This window comes from Phormidesmis priestleyi ULC007 (genome assembly GCF_001895925.1).
In the GTDB taxonomy this organism is placed as follows: domain Bacteria; phylum Cyanobacteriota; class Cyanobacteriia; order Leptolyngbyales; family Leptolyngbyaceae; genus Phormidesmis_A; species Phormidesmis_A priestleyi_A.
The window spans coordinates 46,524-71,754 of sequence record NZ_MPPI01000002.1; the positions used below are offsets into that span (position 1 = coordinate 46,524).

The 25,231-nt window shown below is 47.9% G+C and carries 26 protein-coding genes; 9 read left to right on the plus strand and 17 right to left on the minus strand.

Features of this window, described 5'->3' with window-relative positions:
- The 5 genes from BRW63_RS02595 to BRW63_RS02615 form a co-directional block, all read right to left on the minus strand.
- Window positions 1-1,093: ABC-F family ATP-binding cassette domain-containing protein (locus tag BRW63_RS02595; RefSeq protein ID WP_143161997.1), on the minus strand; the 1,093-nt coding region annotated here is incomplete at its 3' end.
- Window positions 1,094-1,290: 197 nt separating this feature from the next.
- Complete coding sequence (locus tag BRW63_RS02600; protein WP_073069360.1) at window positions 1,291-2,583, minus strand: BREX system ATP-binding domain-containing protein; 1,293 nt, start codon at window positions 2,581-2,583, stop codon at window positions 1,291-1,293.
- 37 nt (window positions 2,584-2,620) lie between these two features.
- A complete protein-coding gene (locus tag BRW63_RS02605; protein ID WP_073069361.1) occupies window positions 2,621-3,802 on the minus strand; it encodes a BREX system ATP-binding domain-containing protein in 1,182 nt (393 codons plus the stop codon).
- Between the two features lie 9 nt (window positions 3,803-3,811).
- Window positions 3,812-4,615: a hypothetical protein gene (locus tag BRW63_RS02610; RefSeq protein WP_073069362.1), complete on the minus strand. Its 804-nt coding sequence runs from the start codon at window positions 4,613-4,615 to the stop codon at window positions 3,812-3,814.
- A 171-nt stretch (window positions 4,616-4,786) separates the two neighbouring features.
- The gene (locus BRW63_RS02615) at window positions 4,787-6,826 is read right to left on the minus strand and encodes a hypothetical protein (protein WP_073069363.1); all 2,040 of its coding nucleotides are present in this window, start codon (window positions 6,824-6,826) and stop codon (window positions 4,787-4,789) included.
- Window positions 6,827-7,418: 592 nt separating this feature from the next.
- Between BRW63_RS02615 and BRW63_RS02620 the strand changes: the two genes are divergently transcribed.
- Entirely contained in the window at window positions 7,419-7,859 is a 441-nt protein-coding gene (locus tag BRW63_RS02620; protein ID WP_073069364.1) for a DUF732 domain-containing protein, read from the plus strand.
- A gap of 34 nt (window positions 7,860-7,893) precedes the next feature.
- On the opposite strand, the gene BRW63_RS02625 is transcribed toward BRW63_RS02620, so the two are convergent.
- The 3 genes from BRW63_RS02625 to BRW63_RS02635 form a co-directional block, all read right to left on the minus strand.
- The gene (locus tag BRW63_RS02625) at window positions 7,894-8,235 is read right to left on the minus strand and encodes a DUF952 domain-containing protein (protein WP_073069365.1); all 342 of its coding nucleotides are present in this window, start codon (window positions 8,233-8,235) and stop codon (window positions 7,894-7,896) included.
- Between the two features lie 105 nt (window positions 8,236-8,340).
- Entirely contained in the window at window positions 8,341-8,799 is a 459-nt protein-coding gene (locus BRW63_RS02630; RefSeq protein WP_073069366.1) for a VOC family protein, read from the minus strand.
- Window positions 8,800-8,853: 54 nt separating this feature from the next.
- A complete protein-coding gene (locus tag BRW63_RS02635) occupies window positions 8,854-10,014 on the minus strand; it encodes a pyridoxal phosphate-dependent aminotransferase (RefSeq protein WP_073069367.1) in 1,161 nt (386 codons plus the stop codon).
- Between the two features lie 221 nt (window positions 10,015-10,235).
- On the opposite strand from BRW63_RS02635, the gene BRW63_RS29425 reads away from it, so the two are divergent.
- Window positions 10,236-11,459, plus strand: coding sequence for a septal ring lytic transglycosylase RlpA family protein (locus tag BRW63_RS29425; protein ID WP_073069368.1), 1,224 nt, complete (start codon window positions 10,236-10,238; stop codon window positions 11,457-11,459).
- Here BRW63_RS29425 and BRW63_RS02645 read toward each other — a convergent pair.
- Window positions 11,456-12,088, minus strand: coding sequence for a Crp/Fnr family transcriptional regulator (locus BRW63_RS02645; protein WP_073069369.1), 633 nt, complete (start codon window positions 12,086-12,088; stop codon window positions 11,456-11,458). The two genes, BRW63_RS29425 and BRW63_RS02645, sit on opposite strands and share 4 nt — an antisense overlap.
- Before the next feature lie 196 nt (window positions 12,089-12,284).
- Here BRW63_RS02645 and BRW63_RS02650 point away from each other — a divergent pair, with 196 nt between their 5' ends.
- Window positions 12,285-12,914 (plus strand): J domain-containing protein, encoded by a 630-nt coding sequence (locus tag BRW63_RS02650; protein WP_083582638.1) that lies wholly within the window; start codon window positions 12,285-12,287, stop codon window positions 12,912-12,914.
- A gap of 14 nt (window positions 12,915-12,928) precedes the next feature.
- Window positions 12,929-13,195: a DUF3143 domain-containing protein gene (locus BRW63_RS02655; RefSeq protein ID WP_073069370.1), complete on the plus strand. Its 267-nt coding sequence runs from the start codon at window positions 12,929-12,931 to the stop codon at window positions 13,193-13,195.
- Between the two features lie 5 nt (window positions 13,196-13,200).
- Here the strand turns inward: BRW63_RS02655 and BRW63_RS02660 are convergent, their stop codons facing one another.
- The 5 genes from BRW63_RS02660 to murJ all read right to left on the minus strand — a co-directional run bounded on the left by BRW63_RS02660 (window position 13,201) and on the right by murJ (window position 18,130).
- Window positions 13,201-14,175, minus strand: coding sequence for a DNA cytosine methyltransferase (locus tag BRW63_RS02660; RefSeq protein WP_223257273.1), 975 nt, complete (start codon window positions 14,173-14,175; stop codon window positions 13,201-13,203).
- On the minus strand, window positions 14,162-15,244 hold the full coding sequence (locus BRW63_RS02665) for a HindVP family restriction endonuclease (protein WP_073069592.1): 1,083 nt from the start codon (window positions 15,242-15,244) through the stop codon (window positions 14,162-14,164). Before BRW63_RS02665 ends, BRW63_RS02660 begins: the two co-directional genes overlap by 14 nt.
- 348 nt (window positions 15,245-15,592) lie before the next feature.
- Window positions 15,593-16,063: an MEKHLA domain-containing protein gene (locus BRW63_RS02670; RefSeq protein WP_073069372.1), complete on the minus strand. Its 471-nt coding sequence runs from the start codon at window positions 16,061-16,063 to the stop codon at window positions 15,593-15,595.
- Window positions 16,060-16,479: a thiol-disulfide oxidoreductase DCC family protein gene (locus tag BRW63_RS02675; RefSeq protein ID WP_073069373.1), complete on the minus strand. Its 420-nt coding sequence runs from the start codon at window positions 16,477-16,479 to the stop codon at window positions 16,060-16,062. Before BRW63_RS02675 ends, BRW63_RS02670 begins: the two co-directional genes overlap by 4 nt.
- Window positions 16,480-16,507: 28 nt before the next feature.
- Window positions 16,508-18,130, minus strand: a complete 1,623-nt coding sequence (murJ, locus tag BRW63_RS02680; RefSeq protein WP_073069374.1) for a murein biosynthesis integral membrane protein MurJ — start codon at window positions 18,128-18,130, stop codon at window positions 16,508-16,510.
- Between the two features lie 127 nt (window positions 18,131-18,257).
- Between murJ and BRW63_RS02685 the strand changes: the two genes are divergently transcribed.
- The 5 genes from BRW63_RS02685 (at window position 18,258) to BRW63_RS02705 (ending at window position 22,961) form a co-directional block, all read left to right on the plus strand.
- Window positions 18,258-19,418, plus strand: a complete 1,161-nt coding sequence (locus BRW63_RS02685; RefSeq protein ID WP_073069375.1) for an esterase-like activity of phytase family protein — start codon at window positions 18,258-18,260, stop codon at window positions 19,416-19,418.
- 154 nt (window positions 19,419-19,572) lie between these two features.
- On the plus strand, window positions 19,573-20,163 hold the full coding sequence (locus BRW63_RS02690) for a chromophore lyase CpcT/CpeT (protein WP_073069376.1): 591 nt from the start codon (window positions 19,573-19,575) through the stop codon (window positions 20,161-20,163).
- A gap of 167 nt (window positions 20,164-20,330) precedes the next feature.
- Window positions 20,331-21,482, plus strand: a complete 1,152-nt coding sequence (locus BRW63_RS02695; protein ID WP_073069377.1) for an NAD-dependent epimerase/dehydratase family protein — start codon at window positions 20,331-20,333, stop codon at window positions 21,480-21,482.
- Window positions 21,483-21,501: 19 nt separating this feature from the next.
- The gene (locus BRW63_RS02700; protein WP_073069378.1) at window positions 21,502-21,786 is read left to right on the plus strand and encodes a hypothetical protein; all 285 of its coding nucleotides are present in this window, start codon (window positions 21,502-21,504) and stop codon (window positions 21,784-21,786) included.
- Window positions 21,787-21,827: 41 nt separating this feature from the next.
- The gene (locus BRW63_RS02705) at window positions 21,828-22,961 is read left to right on the plus strand and encodes a glycosyltransferase (RefSeq protein ID WP_073069379.1); all 1,134 of its coding nucleotides are present in this window, start codon (window positions 21,828-21,830) and stop codon (window positions 22,959-22,961) included.
- Between the two features lie 32 nt (window positions 22,962-22,993).
- Here the strand turns inward: BRW63_RS02705 and BRW63_RS02710 are convergent, their stop codons facing one another.
- From BRW63_RS02710 to cysK, 3 genes are all read right to left on the minus strand, one after another.
- A complete protein-coding gene (locus BRW63_RS02710) occupies window positions 22,994-23,254 on the minus strand; it encodes a DUF7219 family protein (RefSeq protein WP_073069380.1) in 261 nt (86 codons plus the stop codon).
- A gap of 212 nt (window positions 23,255-23,466) precedes the next feature.
- On the minus strand, window positions 23,467-24,192 hold the full coding sequence (locus tag BRW63_RS02715) for a DnaJ domain-containing protein (RefSeq protein ID WP_073069381.1): 726 nt from the start codon (window positions 24,190-24,192) through the stop codon (window positions 23,467-23,469).
- Window positions 24,193-24,270: 78 nt separating this feature from the next.
- Complete coding sequence (gene cysK / locus BRW63_RS02720) at window positions 24,271-25,230, minus strand: cysteine synthase A (RefSeq protein WP_073069382.1); 960 nt, start codon at window positions 25,228-25,230, stop codon at window positions 24,271-24,273.
- Window position 25,231: the final 1 nt, after the last annotated feature.

Sequence of the window (25,231 nt, forward strand, 5' to 3'; positions counted from 1 at the left end):
TTGATTTGCCTGCGCCGTTGGGCCCGAGAAAGGCAATACGATCGCCCCGCTCAATCAGCAAATCGGCTCCTAAAAACAGAATCTTATCTCCGTAAGTGTGAACAAGGTTGTCAATCATGACCACTTCTCGCCCGCTACGAGGGGCGGGAGGAAAACGAAAATGCAGCCCTCGCATATCACTATCAGGAGCCTCAATGCGCTCGATCTTGTCCAGTTGTTTTTCGCGGCTCTTTGCCTGGGTGCTGCGAGTGGCACTGGCCCGGAAGCGATCGACAAAGGTTTGTTGTTTCTCCAATTCTTTTTGCTGACGCTCAAAAGCACTCATCTGGGCATCGCGCTGTTCTTGCTTTTGCTGCAAGTAGGCGGAGTAGTTGCCGAGATAAGTTGTTGAAATACCGCGCTCGGTTTCAACAATTTGGGTGCAGAGACGATCGAGAAATTCGCGGTCATGAGAGACGATGACCATTGGGGTTGACAGCCCTTTGAGATAAGTTTCTAACCACTCGATCGTTTCTAAATCTAAGTGGTTGGTCGGCTCATCGAGCAGCAGCAAATCGGGCTTTTGCAGCAAAATCTTGCCTAAACTCATTCGCATTTGCCAGCCGCCGCTAAAGGCACTGACTAAGCGATCGCCATCTTCGATCTCAAAGCCCAACTCTGGCATAATCTTTTCAATTCGAGCGTCTAAGCCGTAGCCGTCCATGCCTTCAAAGCGCCGTTGGAGCTTGTCCATTTTGTGGATCAGCTTGTCTAACTCTTGAGGATTCGCGGTCTCCATATCACGATGCACTTGAGTTAGCGCGTCGTGAACGTCATTTGCCTCTCCAAACGCTCGCCAAAACTCTTCTCTGACTGTGCGCGTCGGATCGACTTCAAATTCTTGCGTTAAGTAAGCGATATGCAAACTTGAAGGACGAATCACTTCTCCCGTAGTCGGCTCCATTTCGCCTGCTACGATTTTAAGCTGGGTCGATTTTCCTGCCCCGTTTACGCCGACCAAACCAATCCGATCGCCAACTTTGACCTCCCAGTTGATGTCTTTCAACACTTCGCCAGTCGGATAGATTTTGCTGACGTGTTCGAGTCGCAACATGAGGGAGGCTCCAGAGAATCGGTTGAGAATTGTAAAATCGTAACTAAATCTTAACAAAAGCTGGCTCGATCGAACGGGATTTGGTTAGGCGGATTTCATCAATTTGTGATCCTCTAATCAGAAATCGTGGATTGTTTGCAGGGGCAATGGACACGGCAGTGCCATGTCCGTACGGAGGATTGGTTGGTTTATGGTTTTTAGAGGTCTGATTCTTCGGTGATCGCGAAGAAATCTGTCTGTTCTTGCAAGGAGGCTTCGAGCAAATCTGTCGCGCCTAGGTTGACGTTTTCGTGATAGAGATAGGCGATATCCAACGCTTCTAAAGTTGCCCGGATGTGGGTGCGAATGGGTTGACTCCCGATCGCTCGAATCAAGTCAGAAACTTCTAGTTTGGCATTCCAAGCATATGCCACGCCGTGAAGTTTGACCAAGCGATCGAGCAGTTGAATTAAGTTACCAGTTTCTAAGGGGCGAATGGTGGGACAGGTAGATCCGATCGCGGTTTCAAAAAAGTTTTGCATCACCTGCCCAGCATCGGCGCCAAATTTTTCGATCGCCAACTCAGGAATTTGACTGCGATCGTTTTTAGCGCTTGGTGTGCTGGTGCCACTAAACCAGACATCGTTTCGCAAACTGGAGGCGACAACCCCAAAGGTGTAGATCGGGTAGGGATTCTCACAGAATAATTCTTGATCCCCATCTCGACGCACGGGACGATCTGACCAGTTTAATAGCCAATTGAGGTTGCGATATGCCTGAAGCCGTCCGACTTTGCCCAGTCGTCCAATTAGCTCGACTTCATCCAGCAACAGCACCCAGCCTTTATAGCCACATAGGGCGATCGCGTCTGCCATCACGCCAAAATAAGCGCTTCCATGCTGCGTGGTGCGAAAGTTCATTTCAAATTTGGGCAGCGACTCGCCCCGGCAGTTGCGATGAATGCGCTTCAGTTCGGGGCTGGTAATCCGCGTTCCCATCAAATCGCCGTAAAGAAGATCTTGTTCTTCGCCAGACGTGAAAAAATAGTCTTCTAAAACGATTTCTGGGAGAGGATGACTGTAGCGATCGCGATCAGCCAGTGGGCTATTGAGCAAATCTCCTGCTTTTTTAGCGCTCAAAGCTTTAGTCAGTCCTGCCATTTTAGAATCAGGGGTACGAAGCACCGAGGCAACTCGTCCATAAAAGTTGAGCAGGTGATGACAAGACACCTCGCGGCTGAGAGAAACTCGACTGACAGCAAATCCTAGATCCAGTGCGACGTGTTCAACAGTGGTCAGAGCATGAGTTTTGCCTTGCCCATAAGGGCCCCACGCTAGCCGTCCATCGGGGCGCTTACCCTGAGAGAACTGCTCTAAATCTTGCCGAATCAGGTCGGTCAGCGATTCTCGCAAATCGGGCAATTCTCTAGTTGAAGTGCGGGTGGGAATTCCAGCGCGGAGAGATTCGACAACGGCGATCGATTTTCTGCGATTAGCGTCATATCGTTCCATTGCATCTACCTCAAAGATTTTGAATTTTGGACTCGGTTCATCCGTCGCTGAGTGCCATTAAAGTTGCACCAATTACGCTGGCTCGAAGTTGACTTTGTTCATCTAAAGTGGGGAGATCGCGATCGACCACCTGAAATCCCGCTTCTTGAAATAATCGCCGCAGTCTCATCTGCACCTGTTCGGGAAAGCTTTTGCCGTTAGCCACCAGATGACTGTCGATGTCTACAATGTCTGACAGGGGATTAAATTTGTCGATCGGCAGCAAGCCAGTTTGTAATCGCATCCACAGTGCCTCGTAGCTTTTAAAGCCCCGACGATCGTCTTCAATCATTTCGCGCCGACCTGCCAGCAGCAGCAGAAAATGATCGAGCAGTTCTACATCATCAATGATTTGGCGGAACAGTTCGCAGGTGTCTTTGATGGCGTTGGCAGTGTATCGGAAGCGGCGAGTTTCAGGATGGCGTTCGGTCATGACTTCTAGATCGTCGATCGCGACCACTAGCCCAGTCATTCCTGCCAGATGCAGCAGCCGAATCAAGGAGTTTAACCAGTATCGAGCGTTCGGTTTTTGCAGCCGTTCATAGAGTAGGGTAGATTGCTTTTGGTAGCGCTCTAGTTTCTCGCCAGACAGCCACTTCAACGCGAGTCGGATGCTGTCTTCGTTGCCACTGATCAGCCGATTGTTGATCACACCGTAAGCAAATGCCCGAAACGACGACCCAAAATCAACATCTCTGAGCGTCAACCCGATCGCTTTTTTGATCTCATGCACTGCCAAATCACGGGTCAGTCCTTGATCTTCAATCAGCAGAGACAGAATTCGATCGCTGTCGTCATATTGCCCATAGCCCAGTTTTTTGGTGACGAGTTGACACAGCCCACTCACCAAGCGCTCTTTGTCGAGTTGTTGAACGATCGCCCGATAAAACCCTGTCAAATCATTCAAGCGATATTCTCGTGCTGAGAGATAAACGGTTTGGTAATCTCTAGCTTGGGCATCTTGCAGCCCACAGCGCAAGAGATGAGTTTTTCCCGTTCCTACACCGCCCACCAAAACTTTGACTTTGCTGCCGCCATCGGCAATGTAGTTGGTTAGATAGTGTTTGTGCAGATAGTCGAGCCAGCGATCGCGCCCCAGCGTCATCCCGATCAGAAGTTCCTGGCTCACCGGAGGCTGACCCGACAGCAATGCCTCGATATCCAGTTCGTCAATCTGCATGGGTAGCCTCTATCCCTCTTCAACTAGATGAATTGCCAAGGTGCTGACTCGACTTTCTTGCCCCTGACTGTTGACGAGCAAAAAACTACTTGACTGGTTACGAGAGGGTTCTAGCGCAAACTGATAGCGATCGTAGCGAATTTCAGTCTGTTCTTTTAGCCGCGCCAAATCGTAGGTAAACAGCGGCTCAGGATAATCTTGTTTGGTGGATTGCTTCAGCGTCAAGAGGCGATAAATGTCTTTGAGCGGCACAGACTGCCCCCAAACGACCTCCTCTTTTTGCAGCATCAGCCGATTCAACATTTCATAAGTGCTGAGTAGCTCTCGACAAAAGCGCAAAGCATCGAACTTGCTGTCAATCACCCGCCGATATTGTCCCTCGACCCAGGGTGCTAACTGTTCAGGTGCAAACGCTTTGATCTGCTGCGATCGTCGCCCCATGCTCAACCGCACCACGCCTTGCTCACGACTAAACGTCAGCTTAAAGGGGGGAAACTCGTAGTTAGGAAACTCACCTCTGACTGGAATTCCAACAGCTTTGAGAGCATTCTCTAACTCGGTTGGGTAATCATTAGACGAGACAAAATCTTGATCGGCTTGCAGCGCCTCGCGAATCACAGTTTGTTGTTCGAGCCAGCGATCGCTCAGTTTGCCGAGTTCTTCTGTCAACACCTCTAGCGTTTGAGTCGAGGTTTTAAAATCCCATTCTTTACGAGATTTCTTGACCGCCGCCCACACTTTGATCAGGCGTTTTAAAGCGGTGTCAATCTCGCTTAAAGCAACTTTTTCTGATGCACTGTCCGACGATTCCATAACTTGAGACAGGTAGAAAATTGAATTCTCCTCATCGTATCTCACAGGTGGACTGCTAGAACTACTGGACAATACTAAAAGACCCGGTTGCACTAACCACATCAGAGTGACTGATTGAGTCAAAAGAGGACTAGCGGCGGGTGAACCGGGTGGGTTGGTGACGGCTTGACCCTAAAAGCTTCCTGGGTTGTCGTCAAGTGCCATCAAGAAATTGACGAGATCGTTTTGCTGAGAGGTCGAGAACCCGGCTGACGAATCGACATAGAATTCATGACCTGTGCCATCAAGATTGCTTAACTGGAGAGCCGGATTCGCTTGGTTAGTAGCAATGACTTGGGCACGGAGGGTGCGATCGAGCAGTGCCCGCAAACTATCTGCTGCATCTGCCGGAATCGCCCGACTGAGCGTGCCTGAGAGTCCCAATCCCGTAGGGTCAGCAATCCCAAAACTGCCATCTGCTCCAACTTGTAGCGCCCCTTTACGAACGGCAACTCCGCCATCATGTAGGTAGGGTGCCGTCAGGTAGAGTCCTCGAAGCGACGGCGTTTTGTAGCCACCGTCTGGAAGCAACCCTTTGGGCAGCGTAGTCGGCGTGTCAGAAATTCCCGCGGTTGGCACGTCGATGACTTCGGCATTGCCTGAAATCGGCACCGAGGTATTCAACGTGTAGATTTTGGGCGGAACGAGCAACTCATTTTGGGCAAGGCGCGACTCAGCGCGGGCGCGATTGGTTTTGATCTCAGCGATCGGGTGAATCTTGTTATCCGTAAAATATGGTGCTTTATGGCAGGCAAGACACTGGGCTTGTTCAAAAACTTGGGCACCGCGATCGACCGAGCCGCTCTGCAAAGCTTGCTGATTTTGAAGCGTTTGGTTAGGAGGCGGCACCAAACTGTTTTGCCATGCAGCCATCGCATTTGCCGCAAACAAGAACGGACCACTGGCAATATCTAACTTATATGTATTGGGACTGAAAATCAGACCGTTGTAAGTAAACAGCGATAGTTTGAGATTGGGATAGCTCCCCACACCCGGAGCCGCAATCTGATCTTCAAGTTCGGCTTTCGCGGGGTCTGGCGCTACCTTTCTCAGCCAATCGGAGGGCTTAACAGGCGAACCTTCGGGCAACCGAATTTTGGGGTCAGCCGCATTTTGCAGAACAGTGCCTAGGTAGACTTCGCGATCGAGTCCCAGGGTTTCTGCACTTCTTTGCGCCGCCGCCAGCAAATTAATCTCGGACGAGTGAACGCCATTATTAACGGAACTCAGCCCCCCAAATGGCCCCACCGCAAACTCTCCGCCCGACGTATAGGGACCCGACTGGAAGGTAAACACCGTCGGAATTTGAGTCGTATTATCAATGCCGTCAGGCGAACTCTCAAAGTGACCATAAGGAACTGCCAACACCGCATTATCAAACGCCTGTTCAAACTTTTGGGGATCGGGAAGCTTCACAAGCTGACCTGCACTGTCAAGGATGGTCTTACCATTGCCCTGATACTGTGGGTCAAGCGGATTGAACTTCAGACGGGCAAACCCGGCGGCTGAGTTGGGAGCCAGCGCGATTAATAAAGGAATACCAAGATCGCCGTTAGGAACTCCCTTGAGGCGATCGCCTTTGGGTGAAAGTGCTACATGACACACTGCACAGGTTAGGTTGCCGTCCAGTTTGAGTCCGATCGGCAACACTCCCCCGCGAGGCACGTCTAGCCCAGTACTAACGGTGGTTCCTTTGGGAAAAGTTTGACTTCCTAGCGTAATGTTCTTCTGAAGCACAATTTTTAGATTGCTGGTGGGTTGTCCTCCTAACTTGAGAATCGCCACGGTAAATTCTGGCAAAACTTTGGCGATGCCTTGCCCAAAACCAAACACTTTCTGCAAACCAAAACTATCGCCAATTTTGCGATCGAGAAAGATTTTCTCTCCTCTATCGATGAGTGGTTGAGTGATTTTTACCGCCCCAATTCGAGCATAAGAGGTTGAACTGTTGGGGTTCAGCCCTTTTTCGCGAACCAGATTAGCCGCTTCTTGAGCCGTCAACGATCGCCCAAAATAATCATAGGAACCGATTGGCTGAATTGGCGCAGGGGCAAGCAACGGTGAAGTGGCGATCGAGGCACTTGGCTTCATCAAAAGGTTGGATAACAGAAGCGCCAAAAAGCTGACCAAAAGGCTAAGGAAAAAGAGAAAAATTGTCCGACGATGACGCATAAGGTTCTCCTACTCAAATTTGATTCAACGGTTCGCAAAAGCTGACCTCTCGTTGATTCAACGGTGCCTCATTCAAAGAATTGCCAATTGAATGCTTTTGCGTCTGTGAATTTTATTTTTAAGATTTGTAAAACTTACTTCGAGCGAATTCTAAGTAGATGCCTGCTGCGATCGCTCACCCTATAAAAATGTTGCGATCTCTCTCCGAGTCTTTTAGAGACAAGTCTTTTAGAGCATTATCGAGATCATGACTAGGCGAAAGGTTGCACCCGTTTTACAGTTCTTCTTTGCCAAATGACTATGCAGTATTACTCAGCTTGAGAGGGCTGTAATAACCTTCTTGTTCAATATTCTCTACGTAAATCCGTCTGATATTTATAAAGTTTTAATTCTGACAAATTTATTGAGAAATAGTCTCAGCTAATAGAAGAAACCTTCTCAAGCCAGGAACCATTATTCATATTCCTTAACACAAGTTATTCACGGGAGAAGACATTGCTACTTTAATAATAGATAAACAGATGTCTGAAGTGCTGACTATATCTCACTGCGCCTTTGTTTGAACGAGTTATTTCTTCATGAGAATTCTTTTATGAAACTTACGATCGCTCTCATCGCAGCATTTTGTTTCTTCCTGCTATCTATCCCTGCTGTTTTGGCTCAAGAAGCTGATTACCCCTGTTACTTTCAAAGTTCAAATCACGGAATTGTCGATCTTTCTAAATTGTGTGGTCAGTCTGTTTCCCCGCCCTTATCTTCAGATGCGGCATTTTTGAGCAGCTTTCAGAAGTTGGCAAGCGGATATCCAACACCAGTGAGCCAAGCGCTAAATCAGTACATTGGGCAAAATCAAGCAAGCGCGATCGCCGCCGCCAAAAGCACTTGTCGAGTCATCAAGTTGAGAGGCGCTTCTGCCCAAGAAACCCGCAAAAGAGCGCTGATGTCCTACGATGCTGCTCCCAGTGCCCAAGCCAAACAGCAGATCACCTCAAGCTTGGCAGTGACCCACTATTGCCCCGAATTGGGAGGATAGCTTTAAGCACGGTCTCGCCTCACGCTGCTTTGACTCAAACCTTCATTTCTGGCAGTTCAAACAGCCCATTTTTTCCGGGTGCAAAATTCAGAATGTCTACCACTGCATCCAGGTTCAGCACGCCATAAAGGTGAGGAAATTGTTCGCCGTTTTCAATCGTTTCGTATTTAATTTCGGCTTGAACTCTAGCAGCATCAATGCACAACAGCACCAGCGAGGGTTGGGCGCGGTAGAACGAATCTGCCACCCAAACGACTTGTTCACGTCTGGAGCAGTGAATAAAGCCTTCAGATTCTAAGGAATCACAGCGGTAAAACCCTTGCTGCTGCGCCTGTTGCCACTGGTCTTTGTGCGTGATGTGGAAAATTAGACTCATGGCGACGATGAGAGGGGTTTTCTACTGATTACAGCTAATTAACTTCGCTTAGATTCCTGTTTGTGAGAGAAAGGGTCTGGGACCCCTCTCACTTCATCAAAAAATTCATTCAGCATTGCAGCGAATTTCAATCAAAAAACCATCCGGGTCATAGAAGTAAATGCCTCTGCCCGTCGGACGGCTAACCGGGCCGTGATCGATGAGAATCTGATTTTGCTGAAGGACTTCAACCGCCTGATCAAAAAACTGAGGCGCAATATCAAAGGCGAGATGATTGGCACGAGTAAACTGCTGCTTCGGGTCAGCATTAGGCGGAGACAAATCGGGTTCCCAAAACAAATCGAGAATCGTGTCATCAGGCGTTCTAAAGTTTGCCACTTTTCCGGCGGCGACTTCTGCTTTCAAGGTTTCGGGCACCTCCGCCCCAGTCAACTCATAAAGTCCCAAAATTTTGCCGTAGAAGTGACGTGACCTTTGCATCTCTTTCACATTAATTGCAAAGTGATGAACACGACGCAAATAACCTAACGGTAAAGCCGTAGTAACAGGAGAACTGGAGATCATAAAAGTTTTAACGCTAATTACTTTCTTTTTTAGCGCGAGATGTGGATAACCTTATCACTTTTCTAAAATTGCTTTCAGACCTTGCACTAATCGTCCGATGCCGACGATCGCCGTTTCTTTCGGCAAAGCCCCATACGCAACTCGCAAATAACAGCCTGACTCTAAGCCAAACGTCGAACCTGGAAGGGTGGCAACGCCATGTTCACGAATTAAACGTTCTACCAGTTCCATTGAGGTTAAATCAGTGTGGACTTTGATTAGAAAATAAAACGCACCCTTTGCAGGAGGAACGGTACAAAGATCAGGAATCCGATCGAGTTCTTGCAAGACAATCTCACGCACTTGAGCGATCGCGGCTAACTTCTCTCGACAAAATTCTGCCCCAGCTTCCAACGCTCCCAGTGCGGCATATTGCGAGATTACGGGAGGACAAATGACGATCGTGTCTTGAATTTTTCTCACCGATTCTGATAAATGTTTGGGCAAAACCATGTAGCCAATGCGCCAACTGGCAAACCCATAAGCTTTTGAAAGGGTGTAAATCGAAATCGTGTGCTTGCCGCTATCAGGAATCGACCCCGGCGAAAAGTGAGCAGCCCCATAAGTGAAGGATTCATAAGCTTCATCGCTGATGTGATAGAGATTGTGCGATCGACAAATCTCATTCACCTCGCGCAAAGCCGCCTCTGAGTAAACCGCCCCCGTCGGATTGTTAGGCGAAACTGTCACGATCGCACGAGTCTTAGCTGTAATTGCTTGGCGAATCGCATCAGGCTGAAGCTGATAAGTTTCATCAGTCGGCACCAAAACTGCCCGACCGCTTGCCATGACGATCGCCATCTCGTGATTGAAGTAATAGGGCGTTTGCAGAATGATTTCATCGCCCGGATCGGTGATGGCCAGAACGGCATTCATAAATGCCATATTGCTTCCGGCGGTGACGACAATTCGGCTGTAGGGATCAAGATTAATTTGGTTTTCAGTGGCCAGTTTGTGAGCGATCGCGCTTTGCAATTCTGCAATTCCCTCGACAGCTTGATAAGCGTGATTGGTAGACTGACTCAAAAATTGAGTAATTTGCGCGATCGCCTGCGGTGGCGGTGAGTAACCAACGATCCCCTGTCCGAGAGAAATGGTACCGGGGCAACTACGTATCAATGCTCCCACCACTGGGATGATCGGTAGCTGGACGGCTTGCATACGAAAAGCATTCATCAGTTTTGCAATTTGAACTCATTTCAACCCTCATCTTAGGGCTGAAATTTGATACCAAAAAATTTGTGCTTAAAGTCTAAAACTTAAAGATTAAAATCGGGGATCAAACATTCTAACCAGGAAAAACTACTTTACTTAGGATAGATATTTTTGCTTTACAAAAACTTTATACTGTTGCACAGTCAATTGTATCTACTACTACAAATCAGATCTAAATACTCATGTCAATTTTTGGACTTGTTTGGGTAGCCTCCTGGTTTGGCTCCTTTTCGTCGCTGACAGAAAAAGTGTTAGAAGCGCCTCGATACCTGTCACACGTTTTCTTCAGCCAGCAATCTTTGACCCCTGACGATTCCTCTAACGAATCTAAACTTGTGTCTCAAAGTATTACGTCGTCTTCGATTGAGAGACTGAATTCAAGGTTTAGCTTGATCAGCGATCGCGTCAGCCAACCCACATCAACCACTGTTTGGTTAGGCGCGATCGAAACGCTTTTGTTGACTCCTGCCTTTCAGCCAACGAACTACTCTCTAGCGTTGAGTCATTCTGATGGTTATTCCATTGCTCTCAACGAAACCACGGCTAGTCAACCCCACGGGAACCCCCTCAATTATTTGTTAGGAGTGGTGCAAAGCTTTTTCTGGGCAGTTCCGCCTGGCATCGCAGCGACCGATTTTGCAAATCCGATTCCTGCTGTGGTGGTGATTCAGTCAAGTAACAACTCGGTAAGCCAGATCAATTATTGGAGATGTGCCGCTTGGCAAGAACGCCCCCCATCGCAGTCTGCATTGGGGGTTTTTCAGATCTGGGTGAAGGGATGTTTGGTGGCAGAAATCACGGATCAATCCACTGCTGACAAAGTTGCAGAGAGTCTAACCCGTTTGCTAGAGAATCCTGATCTGGATGCGTCGCAACTGACTCCTGCTTTTGAGCAAGATATGCCGATCGTTAAACTCGGCGATTGCGTGGTGTTGAGGTTTGATCGCGACCTTGCAGATCAGTTCGATCGTCCTGTTGAGCTAGTGGCAATTGATTGGGTTAACAATTTGCGAATCGCTTTGGGGCAACAACCCATTTCGATGGCAGATGCTCAAGTGAAAATGCACAGTTTGCAAGATACTGGCAGCAGCATTGGTGGACTCGCCTCCTGGTATGGCCCTTATTTTCACGGGCGACAAACGGCAACGGGTGAGATTTTTGACCAAAACGAGTTGACAGCCGCCCATCCTTCTCTTCCGTTCGGGACTTTTCTAAAAGTGACCAACTTACTCAACGGACAGAGTGTCGTCGTGCGAGTCAACGATCGCGGCCCTTATTTTGACAATCGCATTTTAGACCTATCTAACCGAGCAGCTCACTGTATTGGCAGTGAAGATAAAGGGGTCGTGCCGATCGAGGCCGAAATTATGCTGCCGACAACGAGTCAGGAAGTCGCAAGACTCTAAACAGCGATGTCAAACGGCAAAATAATGTGGCGACTGGAGTCGATCGTCAGCCATCCTTCTTCGCGCAACTGTCCGAGTAGTCGGGTAATGGTGACGCGAGTCGTGCCGATCGCGTTTGCTAAATGCTGATGGGTCAGCCGCACGTTGAGCCGCATTCCGGTTTTCACGGGTTGCCCAACTTCGTGCTGAAGCAGGATGAGTAATTGCCTTAGCCGATCTTCTACCCGGCGGCACCCCGCTAACGCCAGAAAAGCTTCTGACTGCTGTAATCGGCGACTCAAATGACGAAAAATCTCTTGAGATAGTAGAGGAGACTGCTCAATATCGACCATGCTGACCCCCATCAAATCGACATCAGTCAGGGCGATCGCTTGATAGGGGTTGATATAAGTTAGGGGCAAACCAAACGGCATGGAGCCACTTACCAAACCCAGCAGTGCCTCGTCTCCGGTTGGATAAAGCGTACTGAGCAAAACGACTCCCCGACAAACCACCCAAATCTCGTGGGGATACATTTGAATTTGCTGACCACTGCGATAAGGATGCAAAGTGCGTCCTTGATAGCGCTGTTCTAGAATTTGACGCAAATCAGAGGGATGGGAAGCTTCTGAAGCAAAAGATTGGATCATGGGAAATCATGATGGTCTAGCGAATCCTCGGATTCACTCTAAAGCCTGAACCTCAAGGGAAGGTAATTTGCAGGTTGGGATCTGGTTAAGCTTTGGGTGAAACTTGTGAGGTTTGAGTAGAGTCACATCGTGCAAAAATCAAAAAGTTTCTTCGTCTTGCAGGCTCCTCAACCTCGCTACAATAACTAAGAAGCAAATGAGGGCAGACTTGCAGGTGACTCAGGATAGAGCAACTCCCAATAGCGACGGACAAGTGCCTGATCAGAAGGCAGTTTCTTCTAGCTACTATACTTTGCTAGGGTTACATCCTTCAGCATCGGTGCAAGATATTCGACAGGCTTATCGCGAGTTAAGCAAGCTTTATCACCCAGATATCACGCAGTTGCCAGCCCCGATCGCGACTCAAAAGTTTCAGCAACTCAATGAGGCTTATGCAACGTTGAGCAACCCCGATCGCAAAACTGCTTACGATTTAAAGATTGGATATTCACGCGTTGTCGTGGTTCAACCTCTGCCGAGTCTCAATCGTCCTCAGCCTAAACCCGCCAACTCTTCGGCATATATCGATGCCACCGATCGTCCGCTCTCACCGGGCGAGATGTTTGCCCTGTTTATTTTAGGGCTAACTTTTTTAGCGTGTTTGCTATTGGCAATCACGATCGGGTTTACTAGAGGTGAATCTGCTTTTCAACCGATCACCGCAGACGTTCCCATTCTGCAAGAAACCGTGCCTGATCTGGAATCCTCTTCAGCAAGCTCGACAGCGACAGTTACCCCTGTGATTCCGGCTCCATCCGACTCGATCGATTTATCCAATCCTACCTAAAGATTAAAGACTGCATGACTTTGCCCTCTGCTGATACGCCTTTATATAATCATCCGCTGCCTCAGATCGAGTCGTGGCTCACTCAACACGGGTGCCAACAAGATTCAGAAGATGTTCACTGCTGGCTGATTGAGAAACTTGAGTGGCGCGCCGAACTTTGCCTGGATGTTGATCAAATTAACATCCGCTACATTCAAGACGACGGACCCGACATTCAGCGATCGTTTAAATATTCTCTCAGTCGCCAAGACCTTGAAGACGCGATCTTTGCAGGGCCTTAATTGAGTTAGACGCTAAAGAGTTCTAACTGCTGAATAGCTTCTGATATCGGTAAACCCCTCTTCTTGGCTTCAACATATTGAAGAACACACTCGGCGATATACTTGCCAAGATTTACAGGAACAGCATTGCCGATCATTTGTTCCATACAAGTTTTAGACCCAAACCATTTGAAGCTTTCTGGGAAAGTCTGGATATAGCTTCTTTCTAGAGTCGTCAGGGGTCGAATATTGTCACTTGGTTCACAGCGATCGCCCTCATGTTTCTTATACCCTTTGGGCAAAGGTCTGTTGACACCTCGAATCGTTGGGCTTGGTTCATGTACACTAAAAATTCCCCTTCTTGCATAGCTTCTAGGGTGTCTGTAATAATAGTTAAGGTCTAACTTTTCACCCATATAATCAAATATTGTCATGGGATTATCAGACTTATCTCTAATAAGATACTCGTCTAAAAATCCATCCTCTGAATGTAGATGTCCAATCAAAATAAATCTTTTTCTAGTTTGAGGAACTCCACAATAGCTGGCATCTAAAACGGTAGAACTTAATCCATAGCTGCCTGCTCTAAAAAGTGAAATTGCTTCTTGTAAAACACGGCTCTTTCTAATCCGTTCTACATTCTCCATCAGAAACCATTCGGGCTTCACTTCCGAAATAATTCGTGCATAGGAAATCGTTAAATCTGCTCGACCTAGAGTTTCATCTCTCTTCCCAGCGCTTGAAAAATCCTGGCACGGGGGGCCACCGATAACCATATCTGGTTCCCACTTTTTAAGAATCTTTAAATCTTCAAGGTTTGAAAGATCGGTTTGAAAAATAGGGTGATCAAAGTTCGCTGCATAAATATCACAAGCTTCTTTCCAGTTATCAAAAGCTGCAACGACTTCAAAGCCAGCTTTTTGAAACCCCATTGAAAGACCGCCACAACCCGCAAACAAGTCAATCACTCTCATTTTTTCGTGCAGTTTAGATAGGCTCAAAAATTTCTGGCGAGTTGAAGATAATCGCATCAAATCGCCGCTCAGGACTCAAGAGGTTTTGTCCACCGCCAAGAATGATTTCTTTAATTTGCTGCTTGGTAATTCTTGGCTTTGTTAAAATTTCACTCCGCATATATGGATATGTGACCTTACCGCTTACAGCAAATGCCTTGTCGTTCTTGGTGTCATACGACAACTCGTCAATGACGCGTCTATGGTCTATTTGACCGTTTAGACTAAAATCATAGAGCATTTTAAAGAGCCAGACGGCTGTTCTGACTTGACGGGTTATCGTTCTCAATGCAATAAGTTCTCTTCTTGCCACATCAAGAAACAGTTGGGTAAAAGCAAGATTGCTCCAAACGAACACATCTAAGCAATTCTCAGAAAGCTTGGGGCTTTTTCCCTCTGTTTTCCATATTGGCTGCATCACTAAAGGCTCCTGCTTATCTAAGATAGACAAAATTATTCTGTCAATTGCTTCTCTCATCTTAAATACAGAAGAACGAATATGTATCCCCTCTTGCCAATCTTCGATCGCTTCAAATCCTTCGCCAATTAGGGCTATTAAATCACTTAAATTATCTCGAAAATGTATCGCAATACTACAGGCTAAGTAGACGATGGTATCAGGTCTAATTACTAGTTCACAGCCAAATTTATCTTCTGCTAAATCACAGGTTGAATTATCTGGAAGGGCTGTCAGCTTTATTTCAATTCCCTTTAAACAGAGTCTGTTGTTTCTACTTAACGTCACTAAATCAACTCTTGGAAAGTTTCCTATAACAAGCTGTTGAAACGGAACATAAGGACTTTCAAAAGAATAGAAGATATCTTCAGAAATTGGGTTGGCTCCGTAAAGCTCTGCTGTACTGATACTACTGTGATAAATTTGCAGACTTTTATTAAGTTTCAAGTACACGTTTTCCAATCCTTGATGCTCAAGGAAAGCAGCTAATGATGCTGGAAAAGATGAATTAAATTGATTTTTACCCCAATTCTCCTTACTTGCAAAATTGCGATTTGAATGTTTAATTCCAAAAAGACTAGGTTCCTGATGATAAGGCATTTCAAGGTCTCCATAGCTCATTTAATGCGCTTGGTTTTAGGCTTACGCCTTGAAGATTTAAGCACAAAATCTACATCAAAGGGGCATTCCTTGATTTCTTACTAAACTCGCGACGATCGAAGTCGGGCCACAACGTATCGGTCACATCAATACAGACTTTCGTCAATGTCTTCGGGTTGCACAAGTCCCTGCTGAACTTGAATCGCGATCGCTCGACACGCCCTTAAAATTTCTTGCCGCCCGCCATAATTTGTGGCAACCGCGAAGCAAATTCCTGAGTAACAATGCCCGGATCGAGGGAACGTGGCGAGAAGGTCGATTTGAGATGCAGACTAGCCAAAGTAAATTCTAATCAATCAAGTTCCAATGAGCGAAAGTGGCGGCTTGACCACAGCACTGATGATTTTCGTCTAGCACATCCCAGAGAATTACGTCTTCGATCGAAAAGCGTTGCCCCATGCTAGAGATACGAATACCCCGGTAGTTGTCGATGTAGCCTCTGATCTTGGCTTCTGATAAGAGCCGATCGCGCTCTGTCTGCTCTATTGGCTCTGCCGATCGTCGAGAAGGCAATCTCGTGAAAGTCTTCCAATCAAATCCCCATAGATTCAGAGCTTGAGCATTGCCATAGTTAAAGATCGGATCGGCTTCAGTTCCGTGAGAAACGACGACAAAGGAAGCCTCAAAGAGCGATCGTGCCTGTTCTTCAGCAGAACTCGCGATCGCAATCAGCGGTTTTTTTGTCCAATATTGAAAGCTGTTGATCAATCGTTGACTGTGTTGAATCACAGCTTCTTGCTGCCAAGGATGGTCGGTCATTTAGAGAAATAGTTTTCACAAGCGGTGTCACAGGCGGGATAGGCAGTTTGATAAGTGTTGAGTCGCCGCCCAAACAGACTATATCGATTGTCTCGGACTTGTTCATAAACGCGATCGCCCATCCATTTCACGCCTGGCAAAGTTCGATAAGCGGTCACAAACAACTCTCCAAAAGGTAAGATGCGACCAATTTCTTCGGCGGCGCTGCTGCCTTGCCATCGGCGATCGAGATGGTCATTATCGATTAGAATCATTCCCATTTCGCAATCTTGAGCCGTGATTTTGTAGCGATCGAGTCCCGCCTGGTCTTGCATGGGGAGATATTGGAAGCGATCGCCCTTGTCTAAGGTTTCGAGCAGTTGCACCAGATTTGAGCAGAGATTGCACTGTCCGTCGTAGATCACTGTGTAAGTCATTCGGTCACGAGAAAAATCTAGTTCTCTTCTACTTTACAAAACGCTGACGGATGCGACCGACGAACATGTCAACTTCGGGTAGTTTGAGGCGACTGGCGATCAGGGCAAAAACGCCCAATCCAGTCAGAGCAGATAGGCTAAGTTGTCCGATCAGAATCAGTAAACCGTTCGTTCCTAGAAAGTGTTCAGAAGCAAGAAGAGTGCCCCAGCTAGCAAGACCCGCAAAGACACTTGCGATCGCTAATCCGACCAATGGCAGTGCCCATTCTTTCAACGGTAACCCGTTTAACTTGCGATCGAGAAACCACAACAGCGCAATCATTGAAATCACATTCACAGACACCGTTGCCAAGACCAACCCCGGTAAGCCGAGCGGTTTAATCAAAATAAAGTCAAAAAGAGCGTTGAGAAAAATGCTCACAATGCTGATGCGAAAGGGTGTATCTCCGTCTCCTAGCGCGTAGAAGACGCGAACCAAGACATCTCGACCGAGATAGACAAACATGCCGATCGCATACGCCATCAAAACAACCGCCACCAAATCAGAATCGCTCTGCTGAAATTCACCCCGCTCGTAAACGACTCGCACGATCGGGTTTGCCAACGTAATAATCAGGGCACTCATCGGCAACATGGCGATCGCCGTCAACAGCAACCCTTGCCGAATCCGCATTTTCAATTCTGGCCAATCTCTGGGGTCTGCCAATCGAGAAAACACGGGCAAAAACGGCACCAAAATCACGTTTGAGAGAATGCCCAAAGGAGTCTGCACCAAAAGATTTGCGTAGTCTAGTGCCGAAACCGCTGCCCCCGGATTGGGTAAAAACGAGGTAAAAAACATATCCGTGTAGACGTTAATTTGCAGCATTCCAGACGCAAACAGGGCAGGAGCCATGACATTCATCACGTCCTTTACGCCCGGATGCTTGAAGTCAAACCCTAAACGCAGCCGACTCAACCCCGCTTTGTGCTGTGCCCAAACCTGAACCAGCCACTGCAAAATCGTCCCAATGAGCGCCGCCCACGCTAAGACAATGCCTCCAAGCGCTGCATATTCAGGTTCTCCAATCTTTGGCCCTAGCGTCAGCGCGAGGGCACCCACGCCTGCGATGATCGTCACACTTGACAACAAAGGACTCACCGACGGCAACCAATATAAGTCTGCGGCGTTTAGCGTTCCAAACCCGATGCCGATCATGCCTGCAAACCAGACGATCGGAGCCATAATTCGCAGTTGCTGAATGGCAATCTCTCGAATTTCTAGCCCGTGCGCGGTTTGGTGCAGTCCCGGTGCGATCAGGTCAATGCACTGAGGGGCAAGCGCCATCAAAGCCAGGGTGATCACAACCAAAACGCCTCCGACCAGCGTCGAAACCGTTTCTACCAAAGGTGCCGATTCTGCTTTATCTCGTTTGGCAAGTGCGCTGACCATCGCACTGTGAAACGGCCCATTAATTCCGCCTAGCAGGATCAAGAAAAAGCCTGGAATGATACTGGAATATTGGTAGGCACCGTAAGCCGCTTTTGTGCCAAAGGCAGCCGCGATCGCGACTTGGCGCACCAATCCAAAAACTTTGCTAATCAGAGTGGCGATCGCCACAATTCCAGCAATACCTGCCAGGGAGCGAGAAGACTTGGGCGATTCAGACACGAGCGAGTGAGGGATAAATGGCTTCCATTCATTTAATCATCTTTGGTCGGGCATAAAAGGAGACAAGCAGGCAGAGAAGGAAGCGAGAATAGAATAGCTTTGAGAGTTTAGGAGCGCAAAGACAGTAGTGAAGCACCACGTTTTTTCTTGGGTTTTGAGATTGATCACGATCGCATTGCTGACTTTGTTAACGGCTTGCAATTTGCCGCAAGTCAGTGCAGAAGATCGGCTATTTTTGCCGCTGTCACTGGAGTTTTCGGGAGCCTACACCCTTCCTAAAACCACAGTTAAAGAGACGCTGGTTGGCGGGTTATCGGGATTGACGTACGATCGCAAACAAAATCTTTTCTATGCGGTTTCAGATGATCGTAGCGATCGTGCCCCCGCTCGTTTCTACACGCTCAAGCTAGAACTCGATTCCACTCATTCCACGATCGCCGAAGTGGTTGTAAAGGATGTCACGATTCTCAAGCAAGAAGACGGACAGCCTTTTGGAAAGAACACGATCGATCCAGAAGGAATCGCTCTTTCGTCAAGAGACTCGGTTTTTATCTCTAGTGAGGGAGTTATTCACGATGGAGTGCTGCCTTTTATCGGAGAATTCGACCTTAAAACAGGACAACTGCGGCGCAAACTTCCCATACCCGAAGCGTTTTTGCCCGATCCCGACCATCCACTTCAGCCGCGAGGCGTGCAAGATAATCTGGCGTTTGAGTCGTTGACGCTCAATGCACAAGCAGCCAGCATGAAAGGCTCAGAGCCATTTCGACTGTTTACTGCAACCGAGTCTTCACTGGCACAAGATCAAGATTTGTCAGATTTAAAGCAAGGGGCAAAAAATCGCTTCCTACACTATTTAATTGAGAACGATCGTGCCACTCTGATTTCAGAACATCTCTATCAGCTAGATCCCAAACCCGCTTACGCCTTTGATCAAGGACTCTGCGAAATGCTGGCGATCGACCAAGCAGGGCACTTTCTCAGCTTAGAGCGATCGTTTGGGATGCAAGGCTTCCAAATCAAAATTTTTCAAGCAGCGAGCGGAGGAGCGACCGATATTTCGACGATCGAAAGTTTGCGCGGCTCAAAAAGTATCGCGCCTATTAGAAAAAGATTGGTGATGGACTTAAACGATTTAGACCTTTCGTTAGATAATCTGGAAGGAATGACGCTCGGCCCTCTTTTCCCAGATGGTTCTCAAAGCCTCGTGATTGTTAGCGATGATAATTTTAATAACCTCACGCAGGTTACCCAATTTTTGCTCTTTAAACTAAACGGAAAGCGGTAATTTCAAGTCTTAGGGTCGTAGATTAAATGATATCCGTCACTCGCAACGCTAATGGGCACGGCAGTGCCATGCCCTTACAAATTCACGATTCTTAGAATATTTGTCAGACGCTTTCGACCTTCCTACCCTGTTATTTAGCAACCCGATTTGATTCATGAGCCATTCCACCGACATTGCCTCTCTGCTTCGCCTAATGTCAGCCGATTTTAGCAATCAAGAACAAGCGTTTGAAAATCCGCCCTTTTACGCTCACATTCGTGTTTGCATGCGTCCTTTGCCGATCGAGCTACTGTCGGAACCCAGTCTTTTTCTAGAACAAGCTCACGACTATACGCTCAACGACCCTTATCGGATACGTGTCCTAAAATTCGTCGAAAAAGATGGATACATTGAAATTGAGCATTACCAGGTTCGCGACGAAGCCAAATTTTATGGTGCGGCCCGCGATATCAATCTTCTGCAAACCCTAACGATCGACCAGCTTGAGAAAATGTCTGGCTGTAGCATGATCGTCGAATGGACAGGGCAAAGCTTTAAAGGACGAGTTGAGCCAGGAAAAGCGTGTCTCATCGTCCGTAAAGGTCAGAGCACTTATCTAGACAGCGAATTTGAGATAGACGACCAAAGATTGATCAGCCTTGATCGCGGCAGAGATCCCGAAACTGATGAACTAGTTTGGGGTTCTGTAGCCGGGCCGTTCCATTTTGTGCGCCGAGCAAGCTTCGCGGATGAAGTGAAAGCTTAGGAGGGTGAATTAGATAATATCGGTTCCTTGCAATGTCAATGGGCACGGCAGTGCCATGCCCATCCACAGATTCGAGTCTTAATCTGGATCTCAATTCGCAAAACTCCTATCCCACAGCGTCACCAAACCTGGTAAATTTGGCAAAGTATTCGTGAAGATTTAGCAAGATGAAAGTTTTAGTTATTGGTGGTGATGGCTATTGCGGTTGGGCGACAGCGCTCTACTTGTCGAATCGAGGTCATGAAGTCGCGATCTTAGATAGCTTAGTGCGGCGACATTGGGACATGGAACTGTGCGTCGAAACCCTCACCCCGATCGCGCCCATTCAGCAACGCCTTCAGCGCTGGCATGGCCTAACAGGCAAGTCTATTGAGCTTTTCATCGGCGACATCACAAACTACGAATTTCTCAGCAAAGCGCTTCACAAATTTGAGCCAGAGGCGATCGTGCACTTTGGAGAACAGCGATCGGCTCCGTTCTCAATGATCGATCGCGAACACGCCGTTCTCACCCAAGTCAATAATGTGGTGGGGACACTGAATCTCCTCTACATCATGAAAGAGAGTTTCCCCGATTGTCACCTGGTCAAGCTAGGGACGATGGGCGAATATGGCACTCCCAATATTGATATCGAAGAAGGCTACATCACGATCGAGCACAACGGTCGCAAAGATACGCTGCCCTATCCCAAACAGCCAGGTAGTATGTATCACCTCAGCAAAGTGCATGACTCTCACAATATTCACTTTGCTTGCAAAATGTGGGGCTTACGAGCCACTGACCTCAATCAGGGAGTGGTTTACGGCGTTCTCACCGAAGAGACTGGCATGGATGAACTGCTGATTAATCGTCTCGACTACGATGGCGTATTTGGAACTGCGCTGAACCGTTTTTGCATTCAAGCCGCCATTGGGCACCCGCTCACGGTCTATGGCAAAGGTGGACAGACTCGCGGATTCTTAGATATTCGTGACACCGTGCGCTGTGTTGAATTAGCGATCGCCACCCCAGCCAACCCTGGAGAGTTTCGGGTCTTTAACCAATTCACAGAACTATTTAGCATTGGTGACTTGGCAACCATGGTGCAAAAAGCCGGAAGCGCAGTCGGCTTAAACGTTGAAGTCAAGAGTTACGACAATCCTAGAATCGAAAAAGAAGAACACTACTTCAACGCTAAAAATACAAACCTGTTAAACCTGGGGCTACAGCCTCACTACCTTTCTGACTCACTGTTAGATTCGCTGCTAAACTTTGCAGTCAAATATAAGGATCGCGTTGATGATTCGCAAATTTTGCCTAAAGTAACGTGGAAGCGCTAAGTTACCCAATCAGTTGAGTATGAATCGAACTCTGGTTTTGCTAACACTCACGATCGCACCAGGCTTAGGTGCCATTATACTCAGTGCCTTCTTTCTGTTTTCCGAATGGGCAGCGCTAGATAAGAGCTATCAAAACTATGCAAAACTGGCAGCAACAAACGCAAGTGTGAAAGAGCTAGCGATCGCAGAGTCAGCAGAAATGCGACATCGGCTCAATTGTTTTGCTGAAGGGATTGGTGTTTTGTTAGGAGGTGTAATCTTCGCGATCGGAGTTCATGGAATCTGTACGCTTCCTAAAAATTGATTATCTTTGCGTAACCTTTCATACCCTTCACTTCCCTGTTTATGCGAATCGCTCTATTCACTGAGACGTTTCTACCCAAAGTTGACGGCATTGTGACTCGATTGCGTCATACCGTTGACCATCTTCAACGCTTGGGAGATCAAGTCCTGATTTTCTCTCCCGACGGTGGACTAACCGAGCATAAAGGAGCCAAAATCTATGGGGTATCTGGGTTTCCACTGCCAATGTATCCAGAGTTAAAGCTAGCGCTGCCTCGCCCCGCGATCGGAGAAGAACTTTCGCGCTTTAAACCCGATATTATTCACGTCGTTAATCCTGCCATTCTCGGTCTAGCTGGGTTGTTTTATGGCAAAACTCTCAACATTCCGATCGTCGCCTCTTATCACACTCACCTCCCCGAATATCTTCAGCACTATGGGTTAGGAGCCTTAGAAGGGCTGCTTTGGGAGTTACTCAAAGCGGGGCACAATCAGGCAGAGCTAAATCTGTGTACCTCAACCGTAATGGTGCAAACCCTCACTGATCATGGAATCGAGCGAGTTGATTTGTGGCAGCGCGGCGTTGACACTGAAACGTTTCAGCCCGATCTCGCTAGCCTAGAAATGCGAAATCGGCTAAGTCAGGGACACCCAGAAGATCCGCTATTGCTCTATGTGGGTCGCCTCGGTGCCGAAAAAGAAATCGATCGCATCAAGCCAATCCTAGAAGCCATTCCCAACGCTAGACTGGCACTCGTGGGTGACGGGCCAAATCGTCAAACCTTAGAAAAATATTTTGCAGAAACCCGCACTCATTTTGTGGGCTATCTGGGCGGTCAAGAATTAGCGTCTGCCTTTGCCTCTGCTGATGCGTTTGTCTTCCCTTCACGAACTGAAACGCTGGGGTTAGTTTTGTTAGAAGCGATGGCGGCAGGGTGCCCAGTGGTGGCGGCTCGATCGGGCGGCATTCCTGACATTGTAGAAGATGGGGTCAACGGCTATTTATTTGATCCAACTGACGACTGGGGCGCGATCGCAGCAACCCAACGCCTTCTATCTAGTCAAGAAGAACGCGAAACTCTGCGTCGCAATGCCCGCCAAGAAGCCGAACGCTGGAGTTGGGCAGCCGCGACCCGTCAACTACAAAGTTATTATCGACGGGTGGTTGCTAGACGACCGCTCTCGATCGCAACATGACATCTGTAGCCTAAGCGACTCAACCATTCTGTTTAGATAGCTGCATCTCCACCTTCTTGAGTCGGAGTGCTGCCGATGCCAAGCTGCTTCTTGCTTCTCTTGAGTTGTTTCCAAAGAGATTTAATTTCTCGATAAGACTCTTCGGGGGTCAGCTTGCCGCCAGTCTCTAAGCAGCAAATATAGGTAATGCGCTGAGAAAACTCCTGTAAGTTTGCATTAAAAACTAGGTTCTCAGGCTTAACCTCACCCCGATAGCGGCTGCGGGGATGCAAAAAGTCGAATTGATTAGCCATTTTTTATCTCCTTATTAAAAAGCGTCCTTGTACAGAGCATCGCCGTCTGTGCTTTCCTCTAGCGTTGGGGAACTTTGCAGAACTTCTGACTTCTAGAAATCTCGCCGCTCGATCGCAGAGACTCTTAGCAACTCATAAGAAACGTTCCTATCTTAACGACTAGTTAACCAAATGTTAATGTGATTAAGAAAGATTGTTAGTATTCGATTTGACTAACGCAGTTCTCGCACATCTGCCAAAGCATCTCGCCGCAGTCGTTCAGCAATTCTAAATAGCTCCTGTCCTGTATGGAGATGACGATCGTCGTAATTATTGGTGAAATATTCTAGCTCTTCGATGCCATCAGAGACTTGATTGAGGCAATGGTAGAGATTGGCAGCAGCCTTTGCTGCGATTGGAGGATTAGGCAAAGAACGCAAAACCGTCTGAGCTTTGCTCAGGGCTTTGTGACAATCTTCAATATATGCCTGAAATGCCTCCATCAACCGATCGTCAAACGGGTCAGCAGAAAGTTCTTTCATTTGAGCCTTAAAAGGGCGCAAAATCAGATTTATCTGTCGATTGATTGGCGTGTAAACTCGATTCAGCCATAGCTTAAGCTGACTATCAACATCTTGTTCGGCTTGGCGCTGCTGACGATAGAATTCTTGGGCGGCTGCGGTGCGCTTTTGGCGATCGCTGGCGCTCTCACCCACAACCTCTTCTGCTTCTAGGTCTAGCGCATATTGAAGCTGATAGTCATAAGAGCGGCGACTTTGCGGATCACCCAACACTTCATAAGCTTGATTAATTCGAGTAATCTTGTCGTGGTTTGCGGCTTCTTGATTGACATCTGGGTGAAACCGCTTTGCCATCCGCCGATAGGCTTTCTTAATCTCCGCTTGAGATGCGTTTGGCTCAACGTCTAACGTTTGATAATAACTAGATGGATGTGGCATGGTGCCATTTTAAAGGGATGAGGGGTCAAGGGTGAAGAGTAAGCAGTAAAAAACTTCCCATTCAACCTTCACTCTTCCTTAACCTTCTCTAGACATCGCGAGTTCTGGGTCTTGAAAAAGGGCAGTGCTGAGATAACGCTCACCAAAGCTGGGTTGAATCATCACGATCAGCTTGCCTGCATTTTCGGGACGTTTGCCGACTACGATCGCGGCTTTCAACGCGGCTCCGCTAGAGATCCCAGAAAGCAACCCTTCTTCGCGGGCAAGGCGACGACCATAAGCGATCGCATCATCGTCGCTAACGGCAATCACTTCATCGATTAAGCTCACGTTTAAAACTGGAGGAATAAAGCCCGCACCGATGCCTTGAATTTTGTGAGCACCCGGACGACCACCTGACAAAACGGGGCTAGTAGCAGGTTCAACTGCGATCGCCTGAAATGAGGGCTTGCGCTGTTTTAACACCTCTGCAACGCCCGTAATAGTGCCACCCGTGCCAATGCCCGCGACCACAAAATCGACCTGTCCGTTGGTGTCTTGCCAAATCTCCTCGGCGGTGGTTTCCCGATGCACTTGCGGGTTAGCTGGGTTGCGAAACTGTTGCAGCATATAGGCATGAGGCGTTGAGTCTACAATTTTTTGCGCTCGTTGAATGCAGCCCGCCATTCCCTCAATGCCAGGGGTTAGCTCTAGTTCGGCTCCATAGGCACGCAGCATCGCTCGTCGCTCAGAACTCATGGTTTCAGGCATGGTTAAGATCAAGCGATAGCCTTTGGCTGCTGCCGCCATCGCTAGGGCAATTCCAGTATTTCCTGAAGTTGGCTCTACCAAAACCGTTTTTTCTGGTTGGATCAAGCCTTCGCGCTCTGCGGCATTGATCATGCTGATGCCGATGCGGTCTTTCACCGAAGCAGAGGGATTCATGCCCTCTAGCTTGACCACAATTTGGGCGACACAGCCATCGGCTTGCGGAATTCGGTTTAGCTGCACTAGAGGAGTGCGACCGATCAGTTCAGTTACATTTTGGGCAATACGCATG